Origin of the sequence: Chryseobacterium sp. VAUSW3 (genome assembly GCF_002205795.1) — a bacterium.
In the GTDB taxonomy this organism is placed as follows: domain Bacteria; phylum Bacteroidota; class Bacteroidia; order Flavobacteriales; family Weeksellaceae; genus Kaistella; species Kaistella yananensis.
Genome location: NZ_NIUY01000002.1, coordinates 126,674 through 140,536, shown reverse-complemented (window position 1 = coordinate 140,536; position 13,863 = coordinate 126,674). Strand labels below are relative to the sequence as shown.

Genomic DNA, 13,863 nt, shown 5'->3' with positions numbered 1-13,863 from the left:
TATGGTTGTTTTTATCTTAATTTAATTGAAATTCTTTTTTAAGCTTGCTCAGTTTAGATTTTACTGAGGCGTCTACCTGCTGATCACCAACACGCAGAATATAACCTCCTAAAATCTCTGGATTAATGATGGATTTTACATCGAACTTATTATCGTGATTCACAAGTTCTGAAGACTTCAGAATATTGTTGATGTTTTCTGAAGAAAGTGCTGATGCAGAGGTAATCGTAATTCGCTGTACCCCATTCATGTCCTCCACTTTATTAATGAATTCCTGTGCAATGTTCTGCATCTGGCTTTCACGGCCCTGTTTGATGATAAGTTGAAGCATGCTTTTTGTAACCGGGGAAAAATCTTTGAAAATTTCTAAGGCAATGCTTACTTTTTTCTTCACATCAATGATCGGAGAAGCGAAAAAACTTTGCAGCTGCTTCGACTTTTCAATGGTTTTCACAATATCACCCATTTCAGTAAAAACAGAATCGGTATTTCCTGACTCCTGAGTGAAATTGAGTAAACCTTGCGCGTATCTTTTTGCTACTTTACTTGTAAGCATTTTAGTTCAGGTTAGATTTGTTAAGAATATTTTCAACCAAAGCGTTTTGAGCGCCATCGTTGTCTAATTTCTGCTTCAGGATTGATTCAGCAATCGTAACCGACAGTGTACCAATCTGGTTCTTAATTTCCGACATCGCTGCAGCTTTTTCTGCCTGGATAGACTGTCTTGCCTGCTCAATCATTTTGTCGCCTTCTGCTTTGGCAAGATCTTTTGCTTCACCTACAATTCTGTCTTTAATTTCTCTGGCTTCTTTCAGGATATTATCTCGCTCTACTTTTGCTTCACGAATGATGTTTTCGTTTTCAGCTTTTAAGTTCTGTACTTCCTGTTTTGCAAGTTTCGCCTGGTTAAGAGAGTCGATAATTGTTACTTCTCTTTCGTTCACCGCATCCATAATCGGCTTCCATGCAAATTTTCTTAAAACTAATAGCAGGATGATGAATACCACCGACTGGATGATGAATAAACCTGATGAAAAATTTTCTAATAATCCCATAATGAGTTATGATATATATGTAGTTGTTTTTAATTTTTTTTAAAAATCATCTGCCGTAACCAACCGTTCCCGGCAGATGAAAATTTTTGGGCTGAAAAGCTTGATTAAACTGCGAATAATGCAGCAAATGCAAGACCTTCAACAAGTGCAGCAGCGATAAGCATCGCTGTTTGAAGTTTACCGGCTTGCTCTGGTTGACGAGCCATACCCTCAAGAGCAGCAGCACCGATTTTACCGATACCTAATCCTGCTCCGATTACTACTAAACCTGCACCTACTAATTTAAGATCCATAATATAAAAATTTAAAAGGTTTTATTAATGATGTACCACTCCTTCTTCACCTTCGTGATGGTGCTCTTCGTTGGCCATACCAAAATACACCGCAGAAAGCATCGTAAAGATATAAGCCTGAAGGAATGCAACTAATATTTCAAGAAGATAAAGTACAAAAGTTAAGAATGGGAACGCAACACCCGCGATTACATTTTTGAAAACGTAGATCATTGCGATAAGCGACATAATTACAATGTGACCCGCAGTCATGTTCGCAAAAAGACGTATAAGAAGCGCAAATGGTTTAATGAACATCCCGATAATTTCAATCGGCATCATCACAATTTTCATTGGCAAAGGCAAACCTGGCATCCAGAAAATGTGCTGCCAGTAATTCTTGTTTGCAGTAAATTGCGTGATAAAGAAAGTAAAAATCGCTAACGCTGCGGTAATTGCAATATTTCCTGTAACATTAATACCAAAAGGTAACAGCCCGAAGACATTAAGGAAAAGGATAAAAAAGAATATCGTAAGCAAATAGCTCATGTATTTCTGATATTTCGCACCAATGTTTGGTTTAGCAATATCGTCTCTGATGAAAAGAATCAATGGTTCCAGAATTTTTCCTGCGCCTGTAGGAACCAAAGAGTTTTTGTAGCTTTTTGCAATTCCACCGAAAATAAAGATCATAAGTAATGCAGTAACTACAACCATTAGAACTGTTTTGGTGATCGAAAAATCCAGCACTTTTTCGTTGGTTGCGTGCTGATGTTCATCAAGATTAATTGTTCCTGAAGCATCAGTTTTATAAATCTTTTCGTGGAAGAGTTTATAATAACCACCTTTGCTTTCCACTACTTCTTTGCCGTGGTGAAATGCCGAACTCATCATTGTATGAAGACCATTGGCACTGTCGTAAAAAATTACAGGAAGCGGAAAACCAATATGTTTGCCTTCTTTCGTCACCATAATATCAAAGCTGTGTGCGTCGAGAAGGTGATGGGTGATAAAGTCCTTGTTTTCTTTCTTGATTTTGTCTTTTTCAGTAACCACTGCAGGTAATTCTGCCGCCTGTGCAGGAGCCGTAGCAACAGGTGTTTCGCTTACTACAACAGCGTCGTGCTGTGCAAACGATGTTGAAAATGTCGATAAAAAACCTAGTACAAGAACTACTCTTTTCAGCATTGCTATATCTTATTTTAAAGTTTTGCAAAAATAGAACAAATAATCATAATATAAAAATCAATTTTTACTGATTTTTTTCATCTTCGGGGGATTCTGTAACCTCTTCGGTCTGTATCAATTTTACGGCATACAAGGTTTCCAGAACCAAAGAAATTAAATAAGGAATAACAAAATGAACTTTATAATTAGGGACTTCATTTAAATTGAGCTTTTTCATTACCAAAAACATAATCATGAGCTTAAACATCACCAATCCCATAAATCCGAAACCTATATAATTAGGGTATATTTTTTTAATAATCGACAAAATTGTGATTACAATCGTGAAAAGCAACGTAAGAAAAAGATAATACCTGATAAAAGTTGTTTCGAAACCGACTTCCAAATACTGCCAGATTCCAAAATGGAGAAAAAACATGATAAAAAACAGAATGATATAAATGGTGGTTTTCTTAATTTTCATTGCAGATATAATATTGGATTTAAATTGTTTTGAATTATTTACTGAATTTTATTTTTTTGAATTGTCGGATTTGTCATCACGCTGCACGCTCTTCAGTTGCTGCAGCAAATTGTAGAAAGCGAGAAACATCCCTAAAAATCCAATCCCAACAGTTAAAAGATTGGTTTCAAACCCGAAATGATCATTAATTTTTTTGCCACCCCAAAATCCTAATCCCATAGTAGCAAGCATCTGAAAAACGATGGCTGAATAAACACCGTATTGCCTAAGCCCGTTTCTTCGGAATTTTTTCTCATCTTCCTGGCTGAATTCCTGCTGTGTTGGTTTCTCCTCAGACATTCAAGTTTTTTGCAAATCTAACCATTATCGACCAATTGAAAAATTTTGAATTTTAAATATCATCTAATTTCTGTATTTTTGCAACTCTTAAATAAAAAAACGATGTTCAACAGTTTACAGGATAAATTAGATAAAGCGCTTCATAATATATCAGGGCGCGGAAAAATCACCGAAATCAACGTTGCGGAAACGGTAAAAGAAATCCGCCGTGCTTTGGTGGATGCCGATGTTAACTATAAAGTTGCGAAAGATTTAACCAAAAGAGTTCAGGACAAAGCTTTAGGACAAAACGTTCTTACAAGTTTAACTCCCGGGCAGCTCATGACCAAAATCGTTCACGACGAACTTGTGGAACTCATGGGTGGTACGCAGGAAGGAATTAATCTTTCGGGCAAACCCAGCGTCATCCTGATTGCAGGTCTTCAGGGTTCCGGTAAAACAACTTTTTCCGGCAAGCTTGCAAATTATTTAAAATTAAAAAAGAACAAAAAACCTTTATTGGTTGCCTGCGACGTTTACCGGCCTGCGGCAATTGAACAGCTGAAAATTCTTGGTCAGCAGACCGGAATTCCCGTTTATACCGAAGAAGGTGCTGTAAACCCGTCTTCTATCGCTGAAAATGCCGTAAAATTTGCGAAAGAAAACAACCATGATGTAGTAATTGTGGATACCGCGGGCCGTTTGGCTGTTGATGAGCAGATGATGAACGAGATTAAATCGGTTCATTATTTCATCAAGCCTAATGAAACCTTATTCGTGGTGGATTCCATGACGGGTCAGGATGCCGTGAATACTGCTAAAACCTTTAACGAAGCACTGAATTTTGATGGAGTTGTTCTTACAAAATTAGATGGTGATACACGAGGTGGAGCTGCTCTTACCATCCGTTCCGTTGTTGAAAAACCTATTAAGTTTATTTCAACCGGTGAAAAAATGGAAGCGCTGGATGTTTTCTATCCGGAAAGAATGGCAGACCGAATCCTTGGAATGGGAGACGTGGTTTCCCTTGTTGAAAGAGCTCAGGAGCAGTTTGATGAAGAGGAAGCTAAAAAACTCCATAAAAAAATCGCAAAAAACGAATTCGGTTTTGATGATTTCCTAAAACAGATCAACCAGATCAAAAAAATGGGAAATATGAAAGATTTAATGGGCATGATTCCGGGCGTTGGCAAAGCTATAAAAGATGTTGATATTAATGATGACGCCTTTAAACATATCGAAGCCATTATTCATTCTATGACGCCGGAAGAACGAAGAAGACCGTCGATTATCAACACCCAGAGAAAAAACCGTATTGCCAGAGGTGCCGGAAGAAAAATTGAAGACGTAAATGCGTTGATGAAACAATTTGATCAAATGGGTAAAATGATGAAAATGATGCAAGGTCCGCAAGGAAAACAAATGATGGAAATGATGAGTAAAGGAATGCCAAAAATGCCAGGAATGGGTGGCAACCTGTTCGGAAGATAAAATATAAATTTCCAGAATTTCAAAATAAAAACCCCGAATTGAATGATTCGGGATTTTTTGTGAGCTATTTTTTAATCATTAAAGTCGTAAACCTAAACCAACATTGAAGAGATTGAAATGAAGCTTTTCGCCTGTCGCCGGGCTTTTAAAAGCATTATTCAGCTGAAATGCGTACCGTGCCTCAATAAGCAGCCCTGAAAATAAGTCGGCGCCCAAGCCTACAGCCGCACCAAAATTTGATTTGTTAATGGTATCCGGCACATCATCGAGCCTGAAGGCGAACTGCGGACCCAACTGCACATTTACTTTCGGCAGGAAATAAAATTTCATTATCACCGGGATCTGCAGATAAGAATCATCTTTAAATTTCACATAATTCAGCGCAGGTTGCATTTTGGCAAATCCAGGAATTCCAAATTCTGTAAAAACTCCCGCATAATAACCTGCAGTAAGCTCATCAAAATCATCAGAAACTACAGCCGACGAAAATCCACCGTTAATCCCAAATTTTACCTGAGCATTCATAAGCCCAAACATCATCATGGCGAACGCCAATACTACTCTTTTCATAAATTTTTAATTTTCATCAAAAATATCAATTTAATTCTGACCGGAAAGAAGATGCACCGTTTTTTTGAGAAATCTCCAGATATTGGGCAAAAAAAATCCCGGTTCTAATAAACCGGGATATTTATCTTAAATTTTTTTTTTAGAAATGTAGGGCAAAACCAACATTACCAGAGAAAATTCCGCTTGAACCTTCTGCAGTACCTAAGTCATATCTTAAACCTGGTTCAATAGAGATGTTAGGAGATACAAACCATGCATAACCTCCTTGAAATCCAACGGCGTTAATATTTTCGCCTTCGCTTGAAATTCCGTTAAAATCAACCTGAACTGGGAACATACTTGCAATATAGTACTTTACTCCAACTTTGTAGTTGAATGCAGTGGAAGTTTCATTATTTCCATAGAAATTATCTACAGTTAAAGAGGTAATTCCCAAACCTAATTTCAATGCCAAGTTATTCGCAACAAAATATCCAGCTTCTCCACCAATTTTGAACATAGAATCACCATCACTTGTATAAAATCCAATAGAAGTGTTTGAAGGGCTTAAAACACCAAAGTTAGTATTTGCTTCTACTAACCATTTACCTTTTGCTAAAGCTGGATTCTGAGTTTGTGCATTTACAGCCGCGAAAAGTGCTAATGCACCAACTAGCAATAATTTTTTCATAATTTTTAATTTAATTTGGCTGCAAAGATAAATCTATTTAACATTCCTTTAACATGACTTTTATCATGAATTACTCTTCTCTCTGTCTTTTCTCTTCGTTTCCGTAAGCGGTAATAATTTTCCGCACTACGGGATGTCTTACCACATCTTCTTCGGTAAGGTGTACAAACCCAATTTCCTGCACATCTTTCAAGATTCTCATCGCTTCCTTCAAGCCAGATTTTTGCCTTAATGGTAAATCGACCTGACTTGGATCGCCTGTTATGATGAACTTTGCATTCATTCCCATCCTGGTAAGAAACATTTTCATCTGCGAATGGGTGGTATTTTGCGCTTCATCCAGAATAACAAAAGCTTCGTCTAAAGTCCGCCCACGCATAAATGCCAACGGAGCAACTTCAATTACTTTTTTCTCAATAAATCCTTCCAGTTTTTCGTGAGGAATCATATCGCGAAGTGCATCGTAAAGCGGCTGTAAATAGGGATCCAGTTTCTCTTTTAAATCTCCCGGAAGGAATCCCAAACTTTCGCCGGCTTCTACCGCAGGACGTGTTAAAATAATCCTTTTTACTTCCTTATCACGCAAAGCCCTTGCTGCCAATGCTACGCTGGTATAAGTCTTTCCCGTTCCGGCCGGACCAATCGCGAAAACCATGTCTTTTTTCTCAGACTCTTTTACCAGTTTCTTCAAATTGGTAGTCTTCGCTTTAATAATCTTACCGTTTACGCCTTTTACAATGATATCCTGATCGAAAACAAGCTGTTTTTCGGTTTCATCTTTAATATTCAGAATGTTTTCAATATCCTTTAAAGTGAGTGAATTATTTCTGGAAATAAAACTCACAATATCATCCAGCTTATTTTTCAGTACATCCAGCGTTTCATTGTTCCCAATCGCAAAAATAAAATGATCGCGCCCCGTAATTTTCAGGGTTGGAAAACTGGATTTTAGTAAATTAAAATATTGGTTGTTGACTCCGTAAAAAGTCTTGGCGTCAATGCCTTTGATTTCATAATTGAGTTCGAACATTTATCTCTTGTTTGATGTTAATTATTTTCTCTAAAAATATCAAATATATTTTAAAAATAGCGGTTTTTGTTTTTGATTATCGCCCCAAAATATTTTTTTTTGCCCTAAATTTGCCATTCCCGAAGAGATACAAATGCCGGTTATTACTTTCACCTCAGATTACGGATTGGTCGATCACAGAGTTCCCGCTGTGAAAGGAAAAATCCTGAGCTTAAAAGAAGACGCTAAAATTGTTGATATTTCCCACGAAATACAGGCCTACAACCTGTTGCAGACCGCCTATATCGTAAGGAACGCCTACTCTTTTTTTCCTGAAGGTACCGTACATATTATTTCCGTAGACAGTTTTTATACCAAAGACCGAAAATGCATTCTTTATAAGGCCGACGGGCATTATTTTATTGCTGCAGACAACGGTGTGCTGAGTTTAATTTTTTATGACATTAAACCGGAAGCAGTTTACGAAATCACCTTCAACAACAGGTTTGATGATGAAGTGAAATTTACTTCTACCGATATTTTTGCGCCTGTTGCGGTTCATCTTCAAAAAGGTGGATTACCAGAGGTAATTGGTAGAAAATTTAAATCTCCTAAACAACTTTCGTTCCCCAGACCGGTATTCAGTGAAAACGAAAAAATGATTATCGGAGAAATCATGTATATTGATAATTTCGGAAATATGGTTTCCAATATCAGTAAAAAGTTATTTGAGAAGCACAGTGTAGGTTTTAATGGTTTTATCTTAAAGTTCAGAAATCTTGCGCTTACCAAAATTTACAACCAGTACACTGATTTTATAACAGATTGGGAGTTGGAACATGAATATCACGGCAAATCTGCAGCGATTTTTAACGATGCCGGCTTGCTTGAACTTACCATCTACAAAGGAAATAAAGATAACGGAGCCAAAACCCTGTTCGGAATGAAAGTGGGCGAAAGTATTTATATCGAATTTTACTAAAGATTCCGAATCTTGATGATACAAAAATAGCCGGCTTTTGCAGCCGGCTATTTATATCATTATACTATGTAATTATCTGATTACTTTCTTGGTTACTGTTTCTTTCGACGTTTTAACGCTGATCACATAACCACCCTTCGGGCTGGCTGAAAGATCGATTTTCTCTTCGCCTGCATTTAGTTTCCCTGAAGTTTTTACCAGTTTTCCAGAGGCATCAAAGACAGAATAAGACTCTATTTTGTCCTTAGCTTTTACAGTGAAGATTCCTTTAACAGAAGTTTGGGCAATACTTACCCCGTCTGTAGCAGAAACTTCTCCGGTCGCTAAAACATTAACACAATCCAGTGTGGCACTCCAACCTGTTCCGGTAGCACCGGCGTCAGAAATAAATCTTACTGTAATTGCTCCGCTTGCATGCGTGGATTGGAACGGTCCAGGAATGGTGTTGCCCGTAATCTGAGTTGCACCAGTGAATCGTGGAGAACCCGTGTTTGGTCCGTTGTAAATATTCATAAAGTCATATCCAGTTTCCAAATCGAATTCTGTAAATGTAATTTTAACCTTATCTGATGGATTTGTCGGATAGAAAGTTTTAATGATTGTTTGGTTATCCCCATAATTCGCATTTGCACCACCCGGATCTGTAAACAGTACTCCCGAACACCAGTTAGCATCAGTTAGTATTAACTGCTCGAAAGAAAACGCCTGAGGTCCTGAACAATCTGTACCTACAGAAATTTTATAATAGATCCCCGGCTCAAGATTGGTGAAATTTAAAACTTTGGTATTGGTTGTTCCGGATTGAATCACCGTTCCATCCATTTTCGCCAGCTTATACTTCCAGCTGCTTCCGGTGTTATCAACAATCGTTGCAGTCACCGAGTTGGTCGTAAGATTAGAGACTGTAAGGCCTGTAATCGTAAGGGCGCAGGATGTTACACAGTTTGTACCCAAGCATCCTTTAGAATTTACCGTATATCTGATGAGTGCACCAGGCTGTTCCCCAAATCCGTTAGCAAAATTAATCCCCACTGACGGAACAAGATGACAATAACTCATAATCGTTCCTCCTGTACCTGTAGGAAGCGGACCTTCGCAACCTTCGTTATTGCCAGAAGCCGGACCACAGCCATCGATCGCTGTATCATTACCGTTCCATCTACAGGCGTGTGTATGAGGTGAACCCAGATTATGACCAATTTCGTGAGTCATCGCTTCAATATTCCATGAATAAGTTGGAACATTCTGGTAACTCAGGTTCACACCTGAATAAGAATATTTATACGTGGTACAAAGCGCATTTACCCAAGCAATACTTGTTGTCGCAGGATTTCTTAAAAGCTGCGCAATATCCCCGTTGAACGTTGGGCGGCCATTTCTGAACTTATTTAAAATTTCAGACGGTGTACCGGTATAAGGGTCGGTAGTGGTCCATACAAAAACCTCGCTTAATGCTACAGTAATGCCGTCGTTTGCATAAAGTGTAGAAACATTGTTATGCATTGCTGTAACCCAGTTTGTAGTCTGTGAGACACTTGATCCATTCAGTGAATAAGGACCGAATCCTGCTTCGTAGTAAATTCTCACGCAGTTATCGGTTTTTTTATCCGTCATCGTTTTAGGATTGTAAGAAGGACCGGCCATTTTTTGATTTTCAAGACGTTCATCTGCAGAACAGGTAAACGGATTTTCTTCTTTCAACTTCTGATCGTTATAGGAAACGAAATCTTCACTGTTTTTCGCTTTACCGATAACAATGTTACCGATATTTTTAACCGAAGTTACCCCAACTACATCATCATTAAAGAAGCTTAAAGCCACGAGAGACTCATTATCACCCTTTACAATCCCGTGATAGTAGGCACCCGGAGTATAATTTGCATAACCTTTATCTGTATTGATTTTAAAATCGTGAGTAAAGAAATTGTTTCTCACCAGTTCTACAGTAATGTTTTTTCCTTCGAAAGGAAAACTCATTTCCATTGCTTCAGGTCTTTCAGAGTTAATTCTTTGCACCACTGTTTTATTAAGCTTCATCACGGTAATGCCGTCAGCAGCAGATTGGTACATGGCCTGTTTTTGTGCAGACGGATCTACTGTAAACAAGTTGTACTTCACAAACGTTTTGTTTGCAGCTTGCACATTTTTAACCTTCTCGGCAATAGGTTTTAAATTCTGAGAAAAACCTAAAGAGAAAAATACCAAACTGAAACACAATTGGAAAATTCTTTTCATAATTATTAGGATATATAATTTTAATATACAAAAAAACTAAAAATTAATGAGATAGGATAGACAAAAAATAATTTTAACACAATAATTTACACTTATGTTCTGTTGGCTTTTGGTAATCGTTTTAATCCGTTATCTTTGCAGCTAAATTTTTCAGATGCTTTACAATATTCTCAAAGCTTTTCACATCATTTTTATGGTCAGTTATTTTGCAGGGATTTTCTATCTCGTGCGGCTGTTTGTTTACTATAAAGATACCGATGAGTTTGAGGTTGGAAAGAAAGAGATTCTCCGCGAACAGTACCTTTTTATGGCCAGAAGATTATGGAATATCATCACCGTTCCTGCGGGTGTTATTATGCTGGTAACAGGTCTTTCACTTATTTATCTGAATTTTGGATTGATGAAGACACCTTGGTTTCATCTAAAACTGACATTCTTAATCGGACTTGCATTTTACCACTACTGGTGTTGGAAAAAAGTCCTCCAGATGAAAAATTTGAAAGGAGATATTTTACCCATTAAAAATATCAAACTTCGGCAAGCCAATGAAATTGCGACGTTTATTTTATTCCTTGTCGTTTTCACCGTGATTTTGAAATCCTGGGTACTGGAATACTGGTGGCAATTAATCACCGGATTTTTCGTTTTGGTGGTTGCAATTATGCTTACCGTAAAATTGGTTAATAAAGCGAAGAAATAATACTTTTTACATTCAAAAAAGGATGACAGCAATTTTTAAAAAAGAACTTTGGAGTTATTTCGGCAATTGGAGTGCCTGGCTCATTATCGCCGCTTTCAGTTTAATAGGAACCCTGTTCCTGTTTTTCTTTGAAAACGATTCTAATATTTTCGACATCGGAACCGCTTCTTTACAAAGCTACTTCGTGCTCGTACCCTGGCTGCTGATGTTCATAATTCCTGCAATCTCAATGAAAACGATTGCTGAAGAGCAACAATCCGGAACTTTGAACTGGCTTTTCTCACAACCTGTAAAAATTTCCGAGATTATCCTGGGGAAATTTTTTGCAGTTTGGTTTGTTGGGATCCTCTGCCTGTTGCCTTCAGTCATTTATCTTTATACCGTTTATGTGTTAGGCGTACCTGCCGGAAACATCGATCTGGGCGCGACTTTCGGGAGTTATTTTGGCTTAATTATTCTTACTGCAGCCTTTTCCGCAGTTGGAATTTTAGCTTCGTCACTATCTCAAAACCAAATTATGGCTTATTTGTTAGGCGTTTTCATGTGCTTTATTCTTTATTTCGGGATCGAGCAATTGGCCAGTTACAAATTATTGGGAGGTACAGATTATATCCTCTCAAACCTTGGATTTTACAAGCATTTTCTGGCCTTTACAAGAGGCCTGATAGACACCAGAGATATTTTTTATTTCGTCTTCGTTATCGGGATCTGCCTTGTTTCAGCTAAAATTTTTGTTGAAAAGAAAAAATAAAAGCGTTTTTAGAAAAAAAATGAACAAAAAATATATCATATACATCATCACGGTTTTAGTACTGCTTCTTGGGATTTTCGGAGTTTTCTCAAAAAGATTCGATCTTACTCAGGAAAAACGCTACACTTTATCTGAATCTACGGTAAAAATCCTGGAATCGGTAAAAAAACCTTTAACAGTAGATGTTTATCTGGAAGGCGATTTCCCGGCAAGCTTCCGTCAGTTGCAGAACGAGACCAAATTTATGCTGGAGGAATTCAGAAAAATTAATCCCAAAATCGATTATAAATTTATCGATCCCATTAAAACCAAAATGTCGCAGGATACGCTTGCGGCAATGGGTATGCAGCCTTCTATTCTTCCGGATATTAAAGACGGCAAAATCTCCGAAATCGTTATGTTTCCGTTTGCCACGCTTAAATACAACTCCTACGGAAGTTCAATTCCGCTCATCATTAACCAAAGCGGAATCGATGCTTCGGAACAGCTCAGCAAATCGATCGAAAATTTAGAATATAATTTCGCTTCAAATATTAAAGCAATTACCGAAGACGAAAAGAAAAATATCGGAATTCTCATCAATCAGGACGAATTAGGACCCGAGCAGTTTCAAGGTTTTATGGAAATGGCGCTCGAAAGTCACAACGCGGGTCCAATTATTCCCCAAAACCAAACCGAGCTTTCTTTAGCCGATGTTCCTAAACTGAAACAAATGCACGCCTTGGTCATCGCAAAACCAAGGAAAACTTTTACTGAAAACGAAAAAGTGATCCTCGATCAATATATCATGAACGGCGGAAAAACCCTGTGGATGATCGATGCCGTGAACGCGGAGATGGATACGCTTTTTCAGTCGAAAAAAATCATGGCCTATCCGATGGATACAAACCTTACGGATTTCTTTTTCAACTACGGAATCCGCATAAATCCGGGGTTGGTGAAGGACATGAAAAAATCTGCACTCATCCGAATTGTTTCCGGTGAAGTTGCCGGCAATCCACAGTTCAGCAGTTTTCTCTGGCCTTATTTCCCGCTCGGAATTGCCGAAAACAAAAATCCCATTACCAAAAACATCAATCCGGTGAAATTTGAATTTCCTACTTCGATTGATACTTTAGGAAGAAAAAACATTAAAACCCGCGTACTTTTTGAATCCAGCGAAAGAACAAATGTAAAACAGGTCCCGAACTATGTTGCATTGGGTGAAATTGTACGGGCAGATTCTTTAAGCGAATTCGACAAACCTACTACACCTAAAATATTTGCAGTAAGTTTAGAAGGAAAATTCACCTCCGCGTATGCATCCCGAAGCGAAAGAAACGCTTATCCCGATTTCAGAGCGCAAAGCAGTGAAAATAAAATGATCGTGGTTGCAGACGGTGATATTGGTCGAAACCAGGTTTATAAAGGAAAACCTTTGCCTTTGGGAGAAGATCTGCTGACGAAACAAACTTACGGCAACGAGCAGTTTCTGAGGAATGCACTGGATTTTCTCTTGGATGACTCCAATTTAATGGAACTCAGAAACCGAAATATCGAAGCGCGCCTGCTCGACAGACAAAGAATTGACGAAGAAAGATCCAAATGGCAATGGATCAACCTGCTGATTCCCATTGGAATTATAGGTCTTTTGGGAGGGTTTTTCTTCTGGCTCAGAAAAAAGAAATTCGGATAAATTTTCATTTAAAAACAATAAAAAACGGTTTCAGGATTTGAAACCGTTTTCTCTTTTAAACATCTTTAATAAAGTCTTCGTATTCGTAATAAAACCGTTCAAAACCGTCCATCTTTTCTACAAAAAATTCGAAAATTTCCTGCCAGGAATTTTTATTAAATATGGATACATTTTCTTTCGTTACCCAAATTCGGGAAATAACTTTCCCGTTCTCCATCGTGTAAAATTCATCTTTTTGAATGTCGCCCACTTCTTCTTTCAGCATTTCTTCCAAAGACCAAATCTTTTCGTAATAAGCATTGCGAAAGAGTTCATCTTTCATTTCAATATCGATCGAAACCTCTGCTTTTTTGTTGTCTGCGTAAAATTTCAGCGAAAAATCTTTAATTTTAGTGTCATATAAAAGCCATTTTCTGGGGAAACTCTTCCCAAAAGCAATCCAAAAATCTTTTTTAAGCTGCTGCGCCTCGTGTTTACTGAACAT

The 13,863-nt window shown here is 37.8% G+C and carries 16 protein-coding genes; 5 read left to right on the top strand and 11 right to left on the bottom strand.

Annotation, left to right across the window (positions count from 1 at the left end; all coding sequences use genetic code 11):
• Nucleotides 1–16: 16 nt before the first annotated feature.
• From atpH to CDW55_RS05830, 6 genes are all read right to left on the bottom strand, one after another.
• Nucleotides 17–556 (bottom strand): ATP synthase F1 subunit delta, encoded by a 540-nt coding sequence (gene atpH, locus CDW55_RS05855; RefSeq protein ID WP_088468838.1) that lies wholly within the window; start codon nt 554–556, stop codon nt 17–19.
• A 1-nt stretch (nt 557) separates the two neighbouring features.
• On the bottom strand, nt 558–1,055 hold the full coding sequence (atpF, locus tag CDW55_RS05850) for a F0F1 ATP synthase subunit B (RefSeq protein ID WP_088468837.1): 498 nt from the start codon (nt 1,053–1,055) through the stop codon (nt 558–560).
• 104 nt (nt 1,056–1,159) lie between these two features.
• On the bottom strand, nt 1,160–1,348 hold the full coding sequence (gene atpE / locus CDW55_RS05845) for an ATP synthase F0 subunit C (RefSeq protein ID WP_031503230.1): 189 nt from the start codon (nt 1,346–1,348) through the stop codon (nt 1,160–1,162).
• Between the two features lie 24 nt (nt 1,349–1,372).
• Nucleotides 1,373–2,515 carry a F0F1 ATP synthase subunit A gene (gene atpB, locus CDW55_RS05840; RefSeq protein WP_088468836.1) on the bottom strand — a complete coding sequence of 381 codons (1,143 nt, stop codon included), beginning with the start codon at nt 2,513–2,515 and terminating at the stop codon, nt 1,373–1,375.
• A gap of 64 nt (nt 2,516–2,579) precedes the next feature.
• The gene (locus CDW55_RS05835; RefSeq protein ID WP_088468835.1) at nt 2,580–2,978 is read right to left on the bottom strand and encodes a hypothetical protein; all 399 of its coding nucleotides are present in this window, start codon (nt 2,976–2,978) and stop codon (nt 2,580–2,582) included.
• Between the two features lie 48 nt (nt 2,979–3,026).
• Nucleotides 3,027–3,317 carry an AtpZ/AtpI family protein gene (locus CDW55_RS05830; RefSeq protein WP_088468834.1) on the bottom strand — a complete coding sequence of 97 codons (291 nt, stop codon included), beginning with the start codon at nt 3,315–3,317 and terminating at the stop codon, nt 3,027–3,029.
• A gap of 102 nt (nt 3,318–3,419) precedes the next feature.
• Between CDW55_RS05830 and ffh the strand changes: the two genes are divergently transcribed.
• The gene (ffh, locus tag CDW55_RS05825; protein ID WP_088468833.1) at nt 3,420–4,787 is read left to right on the top strand and encodes a signal recognition particle protein; all 1,368 of its coding nucleotides are present in this window, start codon (nt 3,420–3,422) and stop codon (nt 4,785–4,787) included.
• Nucleotides 4,788–4,865: 78 nt separating this feature from the next.
• Here ffh and CDW55_RS05820 read toward each other — a convergent pair whose 3' ends face one another.
• The 3 genes from CDW55_RS05820 to CDW55_RS05810 form a co-directional block, all read right to left on the bottom strand.
• Nucleotides 4,866–5,357 (bottom strand): outer membrane beta-barrel protein, encoded by a 492-nt coding sequence (locus CDW55_RS05820; RefSeq protein ID WP_088468832.1) that lies wholly within the window; start codon nt 5,355–5,357, stop codon nt 4,866–4,868.
• Nucleotides 5,358–5,496: 139 nt separating this feature from the next.
• Complete coding sequence (locus CDW55_RS05815; protein WP_088468831.1) at nt 5,497–6,027, bottom strand: hypothetical protein; 531 nt, start codon at nt 6,025–6,027, stop codon at nt 5,497–5,499.
• A 70-nt stretch (nt 6,028–6,097) separates the two neighbouring features.
• Nucleotides 6,098–7,057, bottom strand: coding sequence for a PhoH family protein (locus tag CDW55_RS05810; RefSeq protein WP_088468830.1), 960 nt, complete (start codon nt 7,055–7,057; stop codon nt 6,098–6,100).
• A 133-nt stretch (nt 7,058–7,190) separates the two neighbouring features.
• On the opposite strand from CDW55_RS05810, the gene CDW55_RS05805 reads away from it, so the two are divergent.
• Nucleotides 7,191–8,018 (top strand): S-adenosyl-l-methionine hydroxide adenosyltransferase family protein, encoded by an 828-nt coding sequence (locus CDW55_RS05805; protein WP_088468829.1) that lies wholly within the window; start codon nt 7,191–7,193, stop codon nt 8,016–8,018.
• A gap of 72 nt (nt 8,019–8,090) precedes the next feature.
• On the opposite strand, the gene CDW55_RS05800 is transcribed toward CDW55_RS05805, so the two are convergent.
• The gene (locus tag CDW55_RS05800; protein WP_088468828.1) at nt 8,091–10,253 is read right to left on the bottom strand and encodes a M12 family metallo-peptidase; all 2,163 of its coding nucleotides are present in this window, start codon (nt 10,251–10,253) and stop codon (nt 8,091–8,093) included.
• A 154-nt stretch (nt 10,254–10,407) separates the two neighbouring features.
• Here CDW55_RS05800 and CDW55_RS05795 point away from each other — a divergent pair, with 154 nt between their 5' ends.
• Genes CDW55_RS05795 through gldG form a run of 3 tightly spaced genes read left to right on the top strand, consistent with a single transcriptional unit; the run spans nt 10,408 to nt 13,379 of the window.
• Entirely contained in the window at nt 10,408–10,953 is a 546-nt protein-coding gene (locus CDW55_RS05795) for a CopD family protein (RefSeq protein ID WP_088468827.1), read from the top strand.
• Nucleotides 10,954–10,975: 22 nt separating this feature from the next.
• Nucleotides 10,976–11,704, top strand: a complete 729-nt coding sequence (locus CDW55_RS05790; RefSeq protein ID WP_088468826.1) for an ABC transporter permease — start codon at nt 10,976–10,978, stop codon at nt 11,702–11,704.
• Between the two features lie 19 nt (nt 11,705–11,723).
• Nucleotides 11,724–13,379, top strand: coding sequence for a gliding motility-associated ABC transporter substrate-binding protein GldG (gldG, locus tag CDW55_RS05785; protein ID WP_088469521.1), 1,656 nt, complete (start codon nt 11,724–11,726; stop codon nt 13,377–13,379).
• Between the two features lie 55 nt (nt 13,380–13,434).
• Here the strand turns inward: gldG and CDW55_RS05780 are convergent, their stop codons facing one another.
• Complete coding sequence (locus tag CDW55_RS05780; RefSeq protein ID WP_088468825.1) at nt 13,435–13,863, bottom strand: DUF4268 domain-containing protein; 429 nt, start codon at nt 13,861–13,863, stop codon at nt 13,435–13,437.

Bases quoted from the DNA above. Each gene is read 5' to 3' on its own strand.
- atpH (WP_088468838.1), bottom strand. From the start codon at position 556: ATGCTTACAAGTAAAGTAGCAAAAAGATACGCGCAAGGTTTACTCAAT.
- atpF (WP_088468837.1), bottom strand. From the start codon at position 1,055: ATGGGATTATTAGAAAATTTTTCATCAGGTTTATTCATCATCCAGTCG.
- atpE (WP_031503230.1), bottom strand. From the start codon at position 1,348: ATGGATCTTAAATTAGTAGGTGCAGGTTTAGTAGTAATCGGAGCAGGA.
- atpB (WP_088468836.1), bottom strand. From the start codon at position 2,515: ATGCTGAAAAGAGTAGTTCTTGTACTAGGTTTTTTATCGACATTTTCA.
- CDW55_RS05835 (WP_088468835.1), bottom strand. From the start codon at position 2,978: ATGAAAATTAAGAAAACCACCATTTATATCATTCTGTTTTTTATCATG.
- CDW55_RS05830 (WP_088468834.1), bottom strand. From the start codon at position 3,317: ATGTCTGAGGAGAAACCAACACAGCAGGAATTCAGCCAGGAAGATGAG.
- ffh (WP_088468833.1), top strand. From the start codon at position 3,420: ATGTTCAACAGTTTACAGGATAAATTAGATAAAGCGCTTCATAATATA.
- CDW55_RS05820 (WP_088468832.1), bottom strand. From the start codon at position 5,357: ATGAAAAGAGTAGTATTGGCGTTCGCCATGATGATGTTTGGGCTTATG.
- CDW55_RS05815 (WP_088468831.1), bottom strand. From the start codon at position 6,027: ATGAAAAAATTATTGCTAGTTGGTGCATTAGCACTTTTCGCGGCTGTA.
- CDW55_RS05810 (WP_088468830.1), bottom strand. From the start codon at position 7,057: ATGTTCGAACTCAATTATGAAATCAAAGGCATTGACGCCAAGACTTTT.
- CDW55_RS05805 (WP_088468829.1), top strand. From the start codon at position 7,191: ATGCCGGTTATTACTTTCACCTCAGATTACGGATTGGTCGATCACAGA.
- CDW55_RS05800 (WP_088468828.1), bottom strand. From the start codon at position 10,253: ATGAAAAGAATTTTCCAATTGTGTTTCAGTTTGGTATTTTTCTCTTTA.
- CDW55_RS05795 (WP_088468827.1), top strand. From the start codon at position 10,408: ATGCTTTACAATATTCTCAAAGCTTTTCACATCATTTTTATGGTCAGT.
- CDW55_RS05790 (WP_088468826.1), top strand. From the start codon at position 10,976: ATGACAGCAATTTTTAAAAAAGAACTTTGGAGTTATTTCGGCAATTGG.
- gldG (WP_088469521.1), top strand. From the start codon at position 11,724: ATGAACAAAAAATATATCATATACATCATCACGGTTTTAGTACTGCTT.
- CDW55_RS05780 (WP_088468825.1), bottom strand. From the start codon at position 13,863: ATGTTCAGTAAACACGAGGCGCAGCAGCTTAAAAAAGATTTTTGGATT.